This is a genomic window from Streptomyces sp. NBC_00289 (genome assembly GCF_041435115.1).
GTDB lineage: Bacteria > Actinomycetota > Actinomycetes > Streptomycetales > Streptomycetaceae > Streptomyces.
In genome coordinates this window covers 6,399,863-6,416,143 of record NZ_CP108046.1, presented here as the reverse complement: position 1 = coordinate 6,416,143, position 16,281 = coordinate 6,399,863, and the positions used below count along the sequence as shown (strand labels likewise).

The following is a 16,281-nucleotide window of genomic DNA, read 5'->3' as shown; positions in this document are numbered from 1 at the left end:
CCCCCACGGACGGCGGGCACCTCGCGGACGGTCCCGCGGGGTGCCCGCCGGCAGGGGCACAACGGCCCGGGGTGGAACAATCCCCCCATGGCGGAAATCATCCAGAAGGACGGCACGTGGGTCTTCGACGGCGACGCCCTGCGGCTGACACCGGGACGGGACAAGGACGTCAGCCTGTTCCGCCGGGCTCTGGGTGAACTCGTCGTCCCGCTCGGCGCGTTGGCCGGGATCTCGTTCGAGCAGGGCAGAAGGTCCGGGCGGGTGAGACTGCGGCTGCGCGACGGCGCCGACCCGCTGCTGCACGCCACCGGCGGGCGGCTGACCGAGCCGAACGACCCCTACCAGCTGATCGTCCAGTCCGACCGGTACGGCGTCGCCGAGTACTTCGTCGACGAGGTGCGCAACGCACTGCTCCTGGACCAGGTGCCGGCCGACCCGGTCGACACGTATCTGCTGCCGGGCCCCGCCGTCCCGTTGTCGGCCTCCGCCGGGGACGGCACCGTGAGCTTCGACGGTGAGCGGATCCGCCTGGAGTGGAACTGGAAGACGGAGGACGCCAAGGCCGCCGCCGGTCCCCGCGTCCTCACACTGCCCGAGGTCACCGCCGTGGAGTGGCATCCGGCGGCCGGCCTGGAGAACGGCCACCTCCGCTTCGGTGTGCGGCACGCCCCCACCACGGCGCCCCCGAAGTACGACCCCAACGCCGTGGAGCTGTGGGGCTTCAAGAAGGATCCGCTGATGGCCCTGGTCGCGGCCGCCGTACAGGCCCGCCTCGCCCATCCGGCCGCGGCCGCCGCCGTCGACGTACCGAAGACGGAACCCCAGGTGCCGCGGCAGCTGCCGCCCGCCGTGGAGGACGGCCACGACGCGCTGCTGCGGCGGCTGCGGGAGCTCGGGGAGCTGCACCGTACGGGTGTCCTGACCGAGTCGGAGTTCACGCTGGCCAAACAGGCGGTCCTCAAGCGGATGTAGCCGTCCACGAACAGAGGACAGAGGGCAGAGGACAGAGGACCGCCTGATCGGGCTCCCGCGCCCGCCTTCCGAGCGCGGGAGCGGTGCTACCTGGCCCTGCGGGCCACGGTGAAGTGGTCGACCTGGTCGCCGGTCTCGGCGATGCCGCGCACCGTCAGGGTGGCGAGCCGGCCCCTGGCCGCCGGGGTGACGTCGACGCGGAGGAACGAGTAGTCGAGGTAGCGCACCCGCGACCAGGCGACCGTCTCGTTCTGCTTGCCGTCCTTGGCGTTGACGAAGGAGGCCACGGAGTCGACCTCGTTCTCGTGGCCCTCGTACGACTGCGGGGCGGTGAACGCGTACAGGCTGCGGCCGGCCGCGCCCGCCGTCACGTACACCACGCCCTCGGTCTCCGGGTAGGCCGTGCCGCCGATCGGGAGCTTCTTGACGACCGCGTTGTTCTTGATCACGTCCGTACGCTCGTACTGGTGGTTGTGACCGTTGATGACCAGGTCCACGGTGTACTTCTCGAACAACGGCACCCACTCCTGTCGCACGCCCCCCTCCGAGGCGTGCGCGGTGGAGGTGCAGTAGGCGCAGTGGTGGAAGAAGACGACGACGAAGTCGACGTCCTTCGAGGCGCGGAACCTCTTCAGCTGCGCCTCGAGCCACGTGGTCTGGGTGCCGCCGGAGATGCCGAGGTTCGCCGGGATCTCGAAGGAGATGTCGTTGGCGTCCAGCGAGATGACCGCCGTGTTGCCGTAGACGAAGGAGTAGACGCCGGGCAGGTTCTTCCTGTCCGGGCCGTTGCCGGGCAGGTTCCAGCGGGCGTCCTCGCCGCCGTAGCCGTTGGGCGAGTACCAGGCCTCCATGTCGTGGTTGCCGTAGGCCGGCATCCACGGGACGGACTTGGCGACGGACTCGGTCTGGGCGAGGAACTGGTCCCACACCCGGGAGTCGAATCCGGCGTCGGCGGTCTTGCCCGCGCCGGCCGGGTCGGCGTAGGCGATGTCGCCGGCGTGCAGGTGGAAGGCCGGGTTCTGGCCGAGGAGGAGGCTGTTGTTGGCGAGGCCGTGGTAGCCGACGCCCTCGTCGCCGAAGGCGGTGAAGGTGAAGGGCTCGCTGTGCGCGGGGGCGGTGGTGAAGGTGCCGAGGGTGCCGAGCAGGTGCGCCTGCGCCGGGTCGAACCCGGCGTGGCCGACACCGTAGTAGTACGTCCTGCCGGGCTTGAGGTGGGACAGCTCGGCGTGCAGGTAGTACTGCGTGTGATCGCCACTGGCACCGACGCCGGCCGGGGTGTACAGGGTGCGCACCTCGGCCTCGATCTTGCGGGAGAGGTCCCAGGGGTGGGCACCGACGCGGATGAAGGGCTTCTTCACCGCGACCGGGACCTGCCAGGAGACGGTGATCTCGGTACGGGGGTCGCTGCCGAAGGCGAGGTGGCGGCCGAAGGGGGCGACGAGGGCGCCGTCGACGCTCTCGGTGCTCGTGGCGGCCCGCGTCGGCACGGCGGCCTGGGCGGTGGCGCCCGGTACGAACGCGCCACCCGCGACGGCGCCCAGGGTGACGGCGCCGCCTCTGATCATCGTGCGCCGGGAAAATCTGGCGCGCAGGTACTCGTGCTGTTCGGCCATGCTCATGCGCTCGGCCAGCTGCTCCGGTACGCCCATGCGAGGAGTGTCCATGGCGTCTGAAACTCGTCTCCTCAGGCGACGGGTCGCCGGACGCAGGATGGACGGCGCACGAACAGGGGCTCATAACAGATTCAACGTTCCCCCAAGGGCTCTTAACAGGGCCTTGCCCGAAATCGGGCAGGATTCTTGCGAAACGGCCTGCGGTCCCCCAGGATCTACCGGGTGCACGACGAACTTGTTGATCACCTGACGCGCTCCACGCCCCTGAGCCGGGGCGAAGCGCTGCGCGTGATCCAGGACGTGCTCGCCTACTTCGACGAGACGACGGAGGAGTACGTCCGTCGCCGCCACCGCGAGCTCCAGGCCCAGGGCCTGGTGAACGCGGCGATCTTCGAACGGATCGAGGCGGACCTGAAATACCGCGCGGTGGCACCGCCGGAGCTCACGCTCAGGCAGCTGCGCCGACTGGTCTACGGCTGAGAACTGAGGGATACGTATATATGTGCGGAATCGTCGGATACATCGGCAGGCGTGACGTGGCACCCCTCCTGCTGGAGGGTCTCCAGCGCCTGGAGTACCGCGGCTACGACTCCGCGGGCATCGTCGTCACGTCCCCGAAGACCGCCGGCCTCAAGATGGTCAAGGCCAAGGGCCGGGTCCGCGACCTGGAGGCCAAGGTCCCGGCGCGCTTCAAGGGAACCACCGGCATCGCCCACACCCGCTGGGCCACCCACGGCGCCCCCTCCGACGTGAACGCCCACCCGCACATGTCGGCCGACAACAAGGTCGCCGTCGTCCACAACGGCATCATCGACAACGCCTCCGACCTGCGCCGCAAACTGGAGGCGGACGGCGTCGAGTTCCTCTCCGAGACCGACACCGAGGTCCTCGTCCACCTCGTCGCCCGCTCGCAGGCCGAGAAGCTCGAGGACAAGGTCCGTGAGACGCTGCGGGTCATCGAGGGCACGTACGGCATCGCCGTCCTGCACGCCGACTTCCCCGACCGCATCGTGGTGGCCCGCAACGGCTCCCCGGTCGTGCTCGGCATCGGCGAGAAGGAGATGTTCGTCGCCTCCGACGTGGCCGCGCTGGTCACTCACACCCGGCAGATCGTGACGCTGGACGACGGCGAGATGGCCACCCTCAAGGCCGACGACTTCCGCACCTACACCACGGAGGGCACCCGGACCACGTCCGAGCCGACCACCGTCGAGTGGGAGGCCGAGTCGTACGACATGGGCGGCCACGACACCTACATGCACAAGGAGATCCACGAGCAGGCCGACGCCGTGGACCGCGTGCTGCGCGGCCGCATCGACGACCGCTTCTCCACCGTGCACCTCGGCGGCCTGAACCTGGACGCCCGCGAGGCGCGTGCCGTGCGCCGCGTGAAGATCCTCGGCTGCGGCACCTCGTACCACGCGGGCATGATCGGCGCCCAGATGATCGAGGAGCTGGCCCGCATCCCCGCCGACGCCGAGCCGGCCTCCGAGTTCCGCTACCGCAACGCCGTCGTGGACCCCGACACCCTGTACATCGCGGTCTCCCAGTCCGGTGAGACCTACGACGTGCTGGCGGCCGTCCAGGAGCTCAAGCGCAAGGGCGCGCGGGTGCTCGGCGTGGTGAACGTGGTCGGCTCCGCGATCGCGCGGGAGGCGGACGGCGGCGTCTACGTCCACGCGGGCCCGGAGGTCTGCGTGGTGTCCACCAAGTGCTTCACCAACACCACGGTCGCCTTCGCGCTCCTCGCGCTGCACCTCGGCCGCACCCGCGACCTCTCGGTCCGCGACGGCAAGCGGATCATCGAGGGCCTGCGCCGGCTGCCCGCGCAGATCACCGAGATGCTGGAGCAGGAGGACGAGATCAAGAAGCTGGCCCAGGAGTACGCCGAGGCACGCTCCATGCTCTTCATCGGCCGCGTCCGGGGCTACCCGGTGGCCCGTGAGGCCTCCCTGAAGCTCAAGGAGGTCTCCTACATCCACGCCGAGGCCTACCCGGCCTCCGAGCTCAAGCACGGCCCGCTGGCCCTGATCGAGCCCGCCCTGCCCACGGTCGCCATCGTCCCGGACGACGACCTCCTGGAGAAGAACCGCGCCGCCCTGGAGGAGATCAAGGCCCGCAGCGGCAAGATCCTCGCGGTGGCCCACCGGGAGCAGGAGAAGGCCGACCAGACGATCATCGTCCCCAAGAACGAGGACGAGCTCGACCCGATCCTCATGGGTATCCCCCTCCAACTCCTCGCCTACCACACGGCCTTGGCCCTGGGCCGAGACATCGACAAGCCCCGCAACTTGGCCAAGTCGGTCACGGTCGAATAACCACCCCCACCCGCCCCGGCGGGGCCCAGAACCCCCGGCCCCGCCACCCGACCACCCGACCACCCGGCACGACCACACCGACACACGGCGGGACCGCACGACCACACCGACATAGGTCCCGGGCGCACGACCACACCGCCGCACGGCGCGACCGCACGGACATACGTCCCGGGCGCACGGCGACACGAATATCCGTCCCGGGCGCACGGACGCACACACCACCACCCTCAGGGGCGCGGGGAACTGCGCAATCCCCCGCCCACCCGCACAACACCCCCAGGGGCGCGGGGAACTGCGCGAAACACCCCACCCACCCGCACCAACCATCAGGGGCGCGGGGAACACCGCAAAAGCCCCACCCACCCGCACCATCAGGGGCGCGGGGAACTGCGCAAACCACCCACAGGACGGGACCCCGCGCGCACCACCGCCACGCAGGGCCCCGCCTCTGTCGCCGGGGGCCGCCCAGACCCCCGGCCGCCGCAGCTCAACCGGTGGCCGTCACTCCCCGGCCGGCGGCGCGTCGCGGAAGGACTGTGGGCCAGTGGGCCAGGGCCGCGGTCGCGGCGTACCAGGCGACGGCCCCCGCCGCCACGGCGAACCAGCCGCCGACCTTGCCCAGGCCGTCGTTGTCCGCGAAGCGGGCGATGGCCAGGAGCAGGAGCGAGACGAAGAACAGCCCGTGGATGCCCTGGCCGAGCTGGTCACCGCCGGCCAGGGTGAGAGAGAGCGCCACGAGGGCGAAGAGCAGCAGGAACAGTCCGGCCGCGTTGTCGGACACCTGGCCGCCGGCGGAGACCGCCCAGGTGAACCACAGGGCGCCGAGCGCCGAGAAGGCCGTACCGGTGGCCGTGTCGCGGTCGCGGAACGCGAACAGTCCGGCGACGAACAGCGCAACTCCGCCCACGTAGTGGGCGAGTGACACGGCGTCGGCCGCCGTGACGCCGTCGAGGACGTCGGTGTGGCCGAGGCCGAACGCCAACAGGGTGATTCCCAGGGCGAGTCGGCCGACGATCGTGGTGGTGGTGTTTCCCGCGGAGACGTCGTTGTCCACGGCGGGCTCCCTTCCTGCATGTGCGGTTGTACGGTGAGCGATATATGCCCTTCACAAAGGCACAAACACATCTACGCGCGAGTAGCTTCAACCGACACGGACAGGGGACCGGGAGTCCCCCAGGGCTCATCTCACCTGGGAGAACCGCGAGTTACGGAATGACAACGACGGGACGCCGCGCCCGCTTGGCGAGCCGCCCGGCGACCGAGCCGAAGAGCCGGCCGACGAGACCGTGCGTGGAGCCCACGACGATGGCGTCCGCCTCGTACTCCCGCCCGACTTCCTCGAGTTCGTGACAGATGTCCCCGCCGCGCTCGACGAGGATCCAGGGCACTTCGGCGAGGTACTCCGCGCAGGCGAGTTCGAGGCCCAGGACTTCGGTCCGGTGATCCGGCACATCGACGAAGACCGGCGGCTCGCAGCCCGCCCACACAGTGGTGGGCAGCCGGTTGGCGACATGGACGATGATCAGGCCGGAGCCCGAGCGGTGGGCCATGCCGATGGCGTACGCGAGAGCTCGCTCGCTGGACGTGGAGCCGTCGAAGCCCACCACGACGCCGTGCTTGAAAGCGGGGTCGCAGGAATGGCGTGGCTCTTCCGCCGCCAGGGGCTCGGACGCCGTGTGATCGGCTACCGGCCGCTTGCGGTCCGCGGGTTCGAAGAATTCGTGACCGGCCATGAGTGTCTCGGCGTTTAGATCCTCGTGGGAGGGACGACAGTGTGCGCGGAGCTGTGTCCGGGAATCATCTTCCCAACCCCATACCCTCAAGGGTACGGCCGCACGCCTCCTTAGCCCAGTTCCCGTGCGTACTCCGCGGGGGTTCCCCGGAGCATGCACGAGGGGGCGCCGGTAACGCAATGGTTGCTGCGGCGTACAGGCGGTTTGCACAGCATTCACTTACCGTCGCCGTCCGGGGCGGCCCCGCGACCGGCGGAAGGCGGGCCGCGGCGCGCCGGAGGCAGGCGGGGGGCGGGCCCGGAGCGGGCACGGGACGGAACGGACGGGCGCCCGACGGGCACGGAGCGTGTGCGGAGCGGGCCGGCTGGGGGCGAGTGCGGCGGGCGTGGGGTGTGCGAAGCGGGTGACACCCAGTGACCGACCGGTCGAACACGCGTTGAACTCCCCGAGCCACGCCCCAGGGAGCATTCCATGCCCGGAACCCGCACACCCTCCGAGGACGCCGCGACGGACGTGATCCGCTGGGCGGCCTTCAGCTGTGTCCTGGTTCCGGTGGTCCTGCTCTGGTACGGCAGCTCTCTGGCCGGCGCCGCGGGCACCGCCCTCGGGCTCGCCGCGGTCACCGCCGTCTGCCGTATTCTCCTGCGCCAGTCCGAGCGCGGCGCGGCCCGCCTGCGCGAGGAGGCGGAAGCACCCCGGCGCGGGCGCCGTCAGCGGGGTGGCACGGGGGGCCACAGAAGCGGACGTCACTCCGGAGGCGATACACCGGTCGCCTGACCGGTTTCCGCGCACGCGAACGCTTCTTTTCAGCCAACTTCCCGCTTCGGCGCATTCCCTCCCCCCACCACCCCCCAACCCCGGTGCGACCTGCACGGAAAGCCCCTCGGGGACCCCGCGCACCCTATGGGGATTGGCCACTGCGACAAGGCGCACTTCCCTGCACGGCCCGTGAGTGCAACGCTTCGTGATCGAATGCTTCACGCCAAGTTGCCATGTCGACAATGTGCCGAGTGCTGAACTTGTCACGCTGGCACCACGGGACACAGTAGATTCGATCTTGACTGTCTTACGGCGGGGGACTCGTGCAGGACCGAGGGGAAACGTGCAGGAGCGACACAACCGAGGAGCCGCGACCACCGAGGGGGGCTTAGCAGTATGAGCCACGACTCCACTGCCGCGCCGGAAGCCGCGGCCCGGAAGCTTTCCGGGCGACGCCGCAAGGAGATCGTCGCGGTGCTGCTGTTCAGCGGCGGCCCCATCTTCGAGAGTTCCATACCACTGTCGGTGTTCGGGATCGACCGCCAGGACGCCGGCGTGCCCCGCTACCGACTACTGGTGTGCGGCGGCGAGGAAGGCCCACTGCGGACCACAGGGGGCCTGGAACTCACCGCGCCACATGGCCTGGAGGCGATCTCACGGGCAGGCACCGTCGTGGTGCCCGCCTGGCGTTCGATCACCTCACCGCCACCGGAGGACGCGCTCGACGCGCTGCGCCGGGCGCACGAGGAAGGCGCCCGCATCGTCGGGCTGTGCACCGGTGCCTTCGTCCTCGCGGCGGCGGGCCTGCTGGACGGCCGTCCCGCGACAACACACTGGATGTACGCGCCGACGCTGGCGAAACGCTATCCGTCGGTGCATGTCGATCCACGCGAGCTGTTCGTCGACGACGGTGACGTGCTGACGTCGGCGGGTACGGCCGCCGGGATCGACCTGTGCCTGCACATCGTGCGCACGGACCACGGCAACGAGGCGGCCGGAGCCCTGGCCCGCCGCCTGGTGGTCCCCCCGCGCCGCAGCGGCGGTCAGGAGCGCTACCTCGACAGGTCTTTACCTGAGGAGATCGGCGCCGACCCCCTCGCGGAGGTCGTCGCCTGGGCGCTGGAGCACCTCCACGAGCAGTTCGACGTGGAGACCCTGGCGGCGCGGGCCTACATGAGCCGGCGCACCTTCGACCGCCGGTTCCGCTCGTTGACCGGAAGCGCTCCCCTGCAGTGGCTGATCACCCAGCGCGTCCTGCAGGCACAGCGCCTCCTGGAGACGTCGGACTACTCGGTGGACGAGGTCGCGGGCCGGTGCGGATTCCGCTCGCCGGTGGCGCTGCGCGGTCACTTCCGCCGCCAGCTGGGCTCCTCCCCGGCCGCCTACCGGGCGGCGTACCGCGCCCGCAGGCCGCAGTCCGAGCGGCCGGCGGCCGACGAGAGCGTCACGCACCCGTCCGGCGCGCCGTCCCCGGCGGGCCACGGAGGCCCGCCGACCGCCCTGCATCCGGAGGGCGGCCCGGTTCCGCCGCAGACCCGCCGTACCGCGGCGGCGAGTTCGGTGGGTCCTTCGGCCTCGATGTCGACGTCCGCGGACCACGGTCGCGACGCGTACGTGCCGAGCAGGGCGAGCCTCCCGGGGCAGCGCAGCGGTACGTGACGGTGACCCGGTGATGCCGGGACCAAGGTCACGTCACGGTCGGCTCAGCCCACGGCAACGAGCCTTAAGGTGAGACACATGAACGATCGCATGGTGTGGATCGACTGCGAGATGACCGGCCTCTCGCTGTCCGACGACGCGCTCATCGAGGTGGCCGCCCTCGTCACCGACTCCGACCTGAACGTACTCGGCGAGGGGGTGGACATCGTCATCCGTCCACCGGACTCGGCGCTCGAGACGATGCCGGAGGTGGTGCGTCAGATGCACACCACCTCGGCGCTGCTCGACGAACTGGCGGGCGGTACGACACTGGCCGACGCCGAGGAGCAGGTCCTCTCCTACATCCGGGAGCACGTCAAGGAGCCGGGCAAGGCCCCGCTGTGCGGCAACTCGGTCGGCACCGACCGCGGTTTCCTGCTCCGCGACATGCCGACCCTGGAGAGCTACCTCCACTACCGGATCGTCGACGTCTCGTCGGTGAAGGAGCTGGCCCGCCGCTGGTACCCCCGCGCCTACTTCAACAGCCCCGAGAAGAACGGGAATCACCGGGCTCTCGCCGACATCCGCGAGTCCATCGCGGAACTCCGGTACTACCGGGAGGCCGTCTTCGTACCGCAGCCCGGTCCCGACTCGGAGACGGCCCGCACGATCGCCTCGAAGTACGTCCTGCCTGCGCGGTAGCGGCCGGAAGGGTCCACGGAGGGGCGCCCGAAAAGCCGTGCGCGAGCACCCCTTCGGACCCTGTACACTTTTTCTCAGCCGGTCGGGGAACCACGCGACGAACCGCCGGTCATGGTGGGTGTAGCTCAGCTGGTAGAGCACCTGGTTGTGGTCCAGGATGCCGCGGGTTCGAGTCCCGTCACTCACCCTGAGTAATCAGCCGGTGACCTTCGGATGAAGGTCACCGGCTGATTGCGTTGCATGAGCGGCCCGCTGCCGACGGTGCGCCGGCCGGGATGGTCCCGGGTACCGCGACCAGCCGGACCCCGCGTCAGGACGACGCCCGCTCCACCAGCTTCGTCGCCAGGACCACCTGCCGCCGCTCCAGGCCCCGGGACACCGCCGGGCGGCGGTCCGCGATCTCCGACAGCAGCAGGTCGATCATCCTGCGGCCCATCTCCTCGATGGGCTGGCGGACGCTGGTCATGGGCGGGTCCATGTGGCGGGCTATGGCCGAGTCGTCGTAGCCGACGAGCGCCACGTCGTCGGGGATACGGCGCCCCTGCTCGCGCAGGACCTGCCGGGCACCGGCCGCCATCACGTCCGAACCCGCGAACACCGCGTCCAGGCCGGGGCGCCGGCCGAGCAACGCGGTCATCGCGCGACGCCCGCCCTCCTCGGTGAAGTCGCCCGGCTCGATGAGCTGTTCGTCCGCCTCGTGGCCCGCGTCCCGCAGCGCCTCCCGGTAGCCGTCGACGCGGCGCTGGGCGCCGTACACGTCGAGGCGTCCGGTGATGTGGGCGATCTCGCGGCAGCCCCGGGCCAGCAGGTGCTCGACGGCGGAGCGGCCGCCGCCGTAGTTGTCGGAGTCCACCGACGCCAGCGACTCCCGCGCCGACCTCGGACCGCTGATCACGGCGGGGATCTCCAGTTGGGCGAGCAGGTCGGGCAGCGGGTCGTCGGCGTGCACGGACACCAGCAGGACACCGTCCACCCGGTGCGCGGCCAGGTACTGGGCGAGCCGGCGGCGCTCCTTGTCGCTGCCCGCGAAGATCAGCAGCAGCTGCATCTCGGTGTCCGACAGCTCCGCCCCGACGCCCTTGAGCATGTCCGAGAAGTACGGTTCCGCGAAGAAGCGGGTCTCCGGCTCGGGGACGACGAGGGCGATCGCGTCCGTGCGGTTGGCGGCCAGGGCGCGGGCGGCCGTGTTCGGGACGTAGCCGAGTTCCGCGACCGCCGCCTCGACGGCCGCGCGCGTCGCGTCACTGACCCGGGGCGAGCCGTTGATCACCCGGGAGACCGTGCCGCGACCGACACCGGCCCGCACCGCGACCTCTTCGAGGGTGGGGCGACCACCGCTTCGGCCCCGCACTCCGTGACCTGCCATGGTCAGCCTCCCTCACACGCCTCGGCCTGGAATCTAACAGTCCCGGATCAGTGGACGGAGGCCCGCCGCCGCTGTCGGCCGTGGCCGGATCCGTCTCACCCCGCAGTTAGCTAACAGGCCGATAACTGAACGCATCTCTCCGTGTTCTCACCCTTGACACCCCCGCTCGAACCGACGACTCTTCAACACATCACCTGTGGGAGCGCTCCCACGGTACCTGACACATACACATCCCGCACGTTCCCCGCCCGAGCCGCAGCTAGAACTAACGGGCCCAACAACGCAGTTGGCCGGGGGGTCGGCACGTCAGGGCAACAGGAGGACGCAATTCGAGCACGTACCCGAACCGCCCGCAAGGCGCTGGTCATCGCGGCCGTCGCGTCGCTGGGCGCGGGGCTGCTGGCCGGCTGTGCCGACGACGGCGGCGACGGCGGATCCGACGATTCGTCGTCCGGCAGCGGCAAGGGCAAGACCACGATCACGCTGGGCCTCTTCGGCACGATGGGCTTCAAGGAAGCCGGACTCTACACCGAGTACGAGAAGCTCCACCCCGAGATCAAGATCGCCGAAAACGTCACCGAGCGGAACGAGAACTACTACCCCGCACTCGTCAACCACCTCACCACCAACAGCGGCCTGCAGGACATCCAGGCCATCGAGGTGGGCAACATAGCCGAGGTCGTGGCCACGCAGGCGGCCAAGTTCGAGGACCTGTCGAAGGTCTCGGGCGTGGACAAGACCAAGTGGCTGGACTGGAAGTGGGCGCAGGGCACCACCAAGGACGGCCAGACGATCGGGCTCGGCACCGACATCGGCCCGATGGCCATCTGCTACCGCAAGGACCTCTTCGAGGCGGCCGGTCTGCCCACCGACCGCGAGGAGGTCGGCAAGCTGTGGGCCGGCGACTGGAACAAGTTCGTCGCCGCCGGCGAGCAGTACAAGAAGAAGGCCAAGTCGGGCACCTTCTTCATGGACTCCCCCGGTGGCCTCATCAACGCCATCCTCAGCAGTGAGAAGGAGAAGTTCTACGACTCCTCCGGCGAGATCATCTACAAGACGAACCCCGCCGTGAAGGACGCCTTCGACCTGACCTCGGAGGCTGCCGAGAAGGGGCTGGTCCAGTCCCAGACGCAGTTCCAGCCGGCCTGGAACACGACGATCGCGCAGAGCAAGTTCGCCACGGTGGCCTGCCCGCCGTGGATGCTCGGCACCATCAAGGGCAACGCGAAGCCGGAGGACGCCGGGAAGTGGGACGTGGCCGTCGCGCCCAAGTCCGGCAACTGGGGCGGTTCCTTCCTGGGCGTGCCGAAGAGCGGCAAGCACGTGAAGGAGGCCGAGGCGTTCGTCACCTGGCTGACCGCGCCCGAGCAGCAGGCGAAGCTGTTCAAGGTGCAGGGCTCCTTCCCGAGCGCGCCCAGCGCGTACACCCTGCCCGAGGTGACCGGCGCCAAGAACGAGATGACCGGTGACTCGCCGATCGGCACGGTCTTCTCCGCGGCCGCCAAGACCGCCCCGGTGCAGGTGATCGGCCCGAAGGACCAGATCATCCAGCAGGGTCTGACCGACAACGGCGTCATCCTCGTGGCGAAGGGCAAGTCGGCGGCGGAGGCCTGGAAGACGGCCACCAAGACCATCGACAACAACCTGGACAAGTGACCCGTATGGCCACCCGCCACGACACCGCCGCGCCCCCCGCCAAGGAGGGGGGCGCGGCCCCGGGCCGCCCGCCCGCGGTACCCACGGACACGGAGACGCGGCACCGGGCCCGGCTGTCCCGCCGCTGGCAGCGGGACATGCGCTGGAGCCCGTACGCCTTCGTCTCGCCGTTCTTCCTGCTGTTCCTCGCGTTCGGCCTGTTCCCGCTGATCTACACGGGCTGGGCGTCGCTGCACCAGGTGGAGCTGACCGCGCCGACCGACATGACGTGGGTCGGGATGCGCAACTACACGCGCATCTTCGACGACGACTTCTTCTGGAACGCGGCGAGGAACACCCTCACCATCGGGATCATCTCGACCGTTCCGCAGCTGCTGATGGCGATGGGCCTGGCCCACATCCTCAACTACAAGCTGCGCGCCTCGACCTTCTACCGGGTCGCGATGCTCACGCCGTACGCGACGTCGATCGCGGCCGCCTCGCTGGTCTTCGTGCTGCTCTTCGGGCGCGACTACGGCATGATCAACTGGGCGCTGCACTTCGTGGGCGTCGACGCCATCGACTGGCAGTCCGACAAGTGGCCGTCGCAGATCGCGGTCTCGTCGATCGTCATCTGGCGGTGGACGGGCTACAACGCGCTGATCTACCTGGCCGCGATGCAGGCGATCCCGCACGACCTGTACGAGTCGGCGGCGCTGGACGGCGCGAGCCGCTGGCGGCAGTTCCTCCACGTGACGCTGCCGTCGCTGCGTCCGACGATCCTGTTCACCGTCGTCGTCTCGACGATCGGTGCCAGCCAGGTCTTCGGTGAACCGCTGCTCTTCGACGCCAACAAGGGCGCGTCGGGCGGCGCGGAGCACCAGTTCCAGACGCTGGGCCTGTACCTGTACGAGCAGGGCTGGGTGAACCAGCACCTGGGCCGGGCCTCGGCGATCGCCTGGACGATGTTCCTGATCCTGATCGTGGTCGGCATCGTCAACTACGTCATCTCGCGCCGGCTGCGCGCCAGTAGTTAGGAGTACCGGCCGTGACGACGACGACCACGACCGCCGCACCGCCCGAGGACGCCGTACCGGCGGCCCGGCGGGTGCGCCGCCCGAAGTCCGCGCGGGCCGGCGGGCAACTGCACGGTGGCCCGATCGCCTACATCATCCTGGGCCTGTTCACCATCGGTTCGCTGTTCCCACTGGTGTGGACGGCGATCGCCGCCTCCCGCGACAACAACCGGCTGGCGCAGACTCCGCCGCCGTTCTGGTTCGGTTCGAACCTCTTCCGCAATCTCGACATCGCCTGGAACGACGCCAATCTGGGCAAGGCATTCGTCAACACCACGATCGTGGCGGGGACTTCGGCGGCGACCGTCGTGTTCCTGTCGACGATCGCCGGGTTCGCCTTCGCCAAGCTGCGCTTCCGAGGCCGCGGCGCGCTGATGCTGATCGTGATCGGCACGATGATGGTGCCGCCGCAGCTGAGCGTGATCCCGCTGTACATGATGGTCGCCAAGCTGGAGTGGACGGACCAGCTCCAGGCGGTGATCCTGCCCTCGCTGGTGAGCGCGTTCGGTGTGTTCTTCATGCGGCAGTACCTGATCCAGGCGCTGCCCGACGAGATCATCGAGGCGGCCCGGGTGGACGGCGCGAGCAGCTGGCGGGTGGTGTGGCACGTGGTGTTCCCCGCGGCGCGCCCCGCGATGTCGGTGCTCGGCATGCTGATGTTCGTCCAGACGTGGAACGACTTCCTGTGGCCGTTCCTGGTGCTGAGCCAGACCGGCAACCCGACCGTGCAGGTGGCGGTCGCGGGACTGGGCCGCGGATACACGCCCGACCAGTCCCTGATCATGGCGGGCGCGCTGCTGGGCACGCTGCCGCTGCTGCTGGTCTTCGCGATCTTCGGTAAGCAGATCGTGGGCGGCATCATGCAGGGCGCCGTCAAGGGCTGAGCCCTGCTTCCCGGAGGGGGCCGGGTCACCGCCGCCCCGGCCTCTCCTTCCCCTTTCCTCCCCTCATCCGTCGGTCTTCACGACCTCCTATGGGAGCGCTTTCATGCCTGAGCCCGTAACGCCGGTGACCTTTCCTCCCGCCTTCCTCTGGGGCGCCGCGACCTCCGCGTACCAGATCGAGGGGGCGGTGCGGGAGGACGGCCGCACGCCCTCCATCTGGGACACCTTCAGCCATACGCCGGGCAAGACGGCCGGCGGCGAGACCGGTGACATCGCTGTCGACCACTACCACCGCTACCGCGACGACGTGGCGCTGATGGCGGACCTGGGCCTGACCGCGTACCGCTTCTCGATCTCCTGGTCGCGGGTGCAGCCGACCGGCCGTGGCCCTGCCGTACAGGTGGGCCTGGACTTCTACCGCCGCCTGGTCGACGAGCTGCTCGCGCACGGCATCAAGCCCGCCATCACCCTGTACCACTGGGACCTGCCGCAGGAGCTGGAGGACGCGGGCGGCTGGCCCGAGCGGGACACGGCGTACCGCTTCGCCGAGTACGCGCAGATCGTCGGCGCGGCGCTCGGCGACCGCGTGGAACAGTGGATCACCCTCAACGAGCCCTGGTGCAGCGCCTTTCTGGGGTACGGCTCCGGGGTGCACGCGCCCGGGCGTACGGACCCGGCGGCCTCGCTCAAGGCGGCCCACCACCTCAACCTGGCGCACGGCCTCGGCACGTCGGCGCTGCGGTCGGCCATGCCGGCCCGCAACTCCGTCGCGGTGAGCCTCAACTCCTCGGTGGTCAGGCCGTTCTCGCAGGACGCGGCCGACCTGGCGGCGGCCCGCAAGATCGACGACCTGGCCAACGGCGTGTTCCACGGCCCGATGCTGCACGGCGCGTACCCGGAGACGCTGTTCGCCGCGACGGAGCTGATCACCGACTGGTCGTACGTCCAGGACGGCGACCTGGTGGCGATCAACCAGCCGCTGGACGCGCTGGGCCTCAACTACTACACGCCGACGTTGGTGTCGGCGGCGGACACCGAGGTGAGCGGGCCCCGCGCCGACGGTCACGGTGCCAGCCCGCACACCCCGTGGCCGGGCGCGGACGACGTAGCCTTCCACCAGACGCCGGGCGAGCGCACCGAGATGGGCTGGACCATCGACCCGACGGGCCTGCACGACCTGATCACGCGCTACACGCGGGAGGCCCCGGGCCTGCCCCTCTACATCACGGAGAACGGCGCGGCCTACGACGACAAGCCCGACCCGGAAGGCCGAGTCCACGACCCCGAGCGCATCGCCTACCTGCACGGTCACCTGGCGGCGGTCCGCCGGGCGATCGCCGACGGCGCTGACGTCCGCGGCTACTACCTGTGGTCCCTGATGGACAACTTCGAGTGGGCCTACGGCTACGAGAAGCGCTTCGGCGCGGTCTACGTCGACTACGCGACGCTGGCCCGCACCCCGAAGTCCAGCGCGCACTGGTACGGCCAGGCGGCACGCACGGGCACCCTCCCCGCCCTCGAAACGGGCCTGATCACCTGACCACCCGACCCGGGGACGGGGAAAGGGGCGCGGCACGTCGTGGGG

The 16,281-nt window shown here is 70.0% G+C and carries 14 protein-coding genes and 1 tRNA gene; 11 read left to right on the top strand and 4 right to left on the bottom strand.

The window, feature by feature from the left end; all coding sequences use genetic code 11:
- Positions 1–87 precede the first annotated feature (87 nt).
- Positions 88–972 carry a DUF4429 domain-containing protein gene (locus tag OG985_RS29160; protein ID WP_371671309.1) on the top strand — a complete coding sequence of 295 codons (885 nt, stop codon included), beginning with the start codon at positions 88–90 and terminating at the stop codon, positions 970–972.
- Between the two features lie 86 nt (positions 973–1,058).
- Here the strand turns inward: OG985_RS29160 and OG985_RS29155 are convergent, their stop codons facing one another.
- Entirely contained in the window at positions 1,059–2,621 is a 1,563-nt protein-coding gene (locus OG985_RS29155) for a fibronectin type III domain-containing protein (protein WP_371671308.1), read from the bottom strand.
- A gap of 186 nt (positions 2,622–2,807) precedes the next feature.
- Here OG985_RS29155 and OG985_RS29150 point away from each other — a divergent pair, with 186 nt between their 5' ends.
- Together OG985_RS29150 and glmS are read left to right on the top strand one after the other, a co-directional pair.
- Positions 2,808–3,065 carry a hypothetical protein gene (locus tag OG985_RS29150; RefSeq protein ID WP_371671307.1) on the top strand — a complete coding sequence of 86 codons (258 nt, stop codon included), beginning with the start codon at positions 2,808–2,810 and terminating at the stop codon, positions 3,063–3,065.
- A gap of 20 nt (positions 3,066–3,085) precedes the next feature.
- On the top strand, positions 3,086–4,903 hold the full coding sequence (glmS, locus tag OG985_RS29145; RefSeq protein ID WP_371671306.1) for a glutamine--fructose-6-phosphate transaminase (isomerizing): 1,818 nt from the start codon (positions 3,086–3,088) through the stop codon (positions 4,901–4,903).
- 487 nt (positions 4,904–5,390) lie between these two features.
- Here glmS and OG985_RS29140 read toward each other — a convergent pair whose 3' ends face one another.
- The gene (locus tag OG985_RS29140) at positions 5,391–5,957 is read right to left on the bottom strand and encodes a GPR1/FUN34/YaaH family transporter (RefSeq protein WP_371671305.1); all 567 of its coding nucleotides are present in this window, start codon (positions 5,955–5,957) and stop codon (positions 5,391–5,393) included.
- 151 nt (positions 5,958–6,108) lie between these two features.
- Positions 6,109–6,636 carry a universal stress protein gene (locus tag OG985_RS29135; protein ID WP_371671304.1) on the bottom strand — a complete coding sequence of 176 codons (528 nt, stop codon included), beginning with the start codon at positions 6,634–6,636 and terminating at the stop codon, positions 6,109–6,111.
- A gap of 471 nt (positions 6,637–7,107) precedes the next feature.
- On the opposite strand from OG985_RS29135, the gene OG985_RS29130 reads away from it, so the two are divergent.
- The 4 genes from OG985_RS29130 to OG985_RS29115 all read left to right on the top strand — a co-directional run bounded on the left by OG985_RS29130 (position 7,108) and on the right by OG985_RS29115 (position 9,922).
- Complete coding sequence (locus tag OG985_RS29130; protein WP_371671303.1) at positions 7,108–7,413, top strand: hypothetical protein; 306 nt, start codon at positions 7,108–7,110, stop codon at positions 7,411–7,413.
- Positions 7,414–7,791: 378 nt separating this feature from the next.
- Positions 7,792–9,054, top strand: a complete 1,263-nt coding sequence (locus OG985_RS29125) for a helix-turn-helix domain-containing protein (RefSeq protein WP_371671302.1) — start codon at positions 7,792–7,794, stop codon at positions 9,052–9,054.
- A gap of 78 nt (positions 9,055–9,132) precedes the next feature.
- Positions 9,133–9,735 carry an oligoribonuclease gene (gene orn / locus OG985_RS29120; protein ID WP_371671301.1) on the top strand — a complete coding sequence of 201 codons (603 nt, stop codon included), beginning with the start codon at positions 9,133–9,135 and terminating at the stop codon, positions 9,733–9,735.
- A gap of 114 nt (positions 9,736–9,849) precedes the next feature.
- Positions 9,850–9,922 (top strand) — tRNA-His (locus OG985_RS29115).
- A 123-nt stretch (positions 9,923–10,045) separates the two neighbouring features.
- On the opposite strand, the gene OG985_RS29110 is transcribed toward OG985_RS29115, so the two are convergent.
- Positions 10,046–11,101, bottom strand: a complete 1,056-nt coding sequence (locus OG985_RS29110) for a LacI family DNA-binding transcriptional regulator (RefSeq protein ID WP_371671300.1) — start codon at positions 11,099–11,101, stop codon at positions 10,046–10,048.
- Between the two features lie 327 nt (positions 11,102–11,428).
- On the opposite strand from OG985_RS29110, the gene OG985_RS29105 reads away from it, so the two are divergent.
- The 4 genes from OG985_RS29105 to OG985_RS29090 all read left to right on the top strand — a co-directional run bounded on the left by OG985_RS29105 (position 11,429) and on the right by OG985_RS29090 (position 16,236).
- On the top strand, positions 11,429–12,757 hold the full coding sequence (locus OG985_RS29105; RefSeq protein WP_371674527.1) for an ABC transporter substrate-binding protein: 1,329 nt from the start codon (positions 11,429–11,431) through the stop codon (positions 12,755–12,757).
- Positions 12,758–12,762: 5 nt separating this feature from the next.
- Positions 12,763–13,773 (top strand): carbohydrate ABC transporter permease, encoded by a 1,011-nt coding sequence (locus OG985_RS29100; RefSeq protein WP_371674526.1) that lies wholly within the window; start codon positions 12,763–12,765, stop codon positions 13,771–13,773.
- An 11-nt stretch (positions 13,774–13,784) separates the two neighbouring features.
- Positions 13,785–14,696, top strand: coding sequence for a carbohydrate ABC transporter permease (locus OG985_RS29095; RefSeq protein WP_371671299.1), 912 nt, complete (start codon positions 13,785–13,787; stop codon positions 14,694–14,696).
- 103 nt (positions 14,697–14,799) lie between these two features.
- A complete protein-coding gene (locus OG985_RS29090; RefSeq protein ID WP_371671298.1) occupies positions 14,800–16,236 on the top strand; it encodes a GH1 family beta-glucosidase in 1,437 nt (478 codons plus the stop codon).
- Positions 16,237–16,281: the final 45 nt, after the last annotated feature.

Excerpts from the sequence above, each read along its gene's own strand:
- OG985_RS29160 (WP_371671309.1), top strand. The coding sequence starts at position 88 with ATGGCGGAAATCATCCAGAAGGACGGCACGTGGGTCTTCGACGGCGAC.
- OG985_RS29155 (WP_371671308.1), bottom strand. The coding sequence starts at position 2,621 with ATGGGCGTACCGGAGCAGCTGGCCGAGCGCATGAGCATGGCCGAACAG.
- glmS (WP_371671306.1), top strand. The coding sequence starts at position 3,086 with ATGTGCGGAATCGTCGGATACATCGGCAGGCGTGACGTGGCACCCCTC.
- OG985_RS29135 (WP_371671304.1), bottom strand. The coding sequence starts at position 6,636 with ATGGCCGGTCACGAATTCTTCGAACCCGCGGACCGCAAGCGGCCGGTA.
- OG985_RS29130 (WP_371671303.1), top strand. The coding sequence starts at position 7,108 with ATGCCCGGAACCCGCACACCCTCCGAGGACGCCGCGACGGACGTGATC.
- OG985_RS29125 (WP_371671302.1), top strand. The coding sequence starts at position 7,792 with ATGAGCCACGACTCCACTGCCGCGCCGGAAGCCGCGGCCCGGAAGCTT.
- orn (WP_371671301.1), top strand. The coding sequence starts at position 9,133 with ATGAACGATCGCATGGTGTGGATCGACTGCGAGATGACCGGCCTCTCG.
- OG985_RS29110 (WP_371671300.1), bottom strand. The coding sequence starts at position 11,101 with ATGGCAGGTCACGGAGTGCGGGGCCGAAGCGGTGGTCGCCCCACCCTC.
- OG985_RS29100 (WP_371674526.1), top strand. The coding sequence starts at position 12,763 with ATGGCCACCCGCCACGACACCGCCGCGCCCCCCGCCAAGGAGGGGGGC.
- OG985_RS29090 (WP_371671298.1), top strand. The coding sequence starts at position 14,800 with ATGCCTGAGCCCGTAACGCCGGTGACCTTTCCTCCCGCCTTCCTCTGG.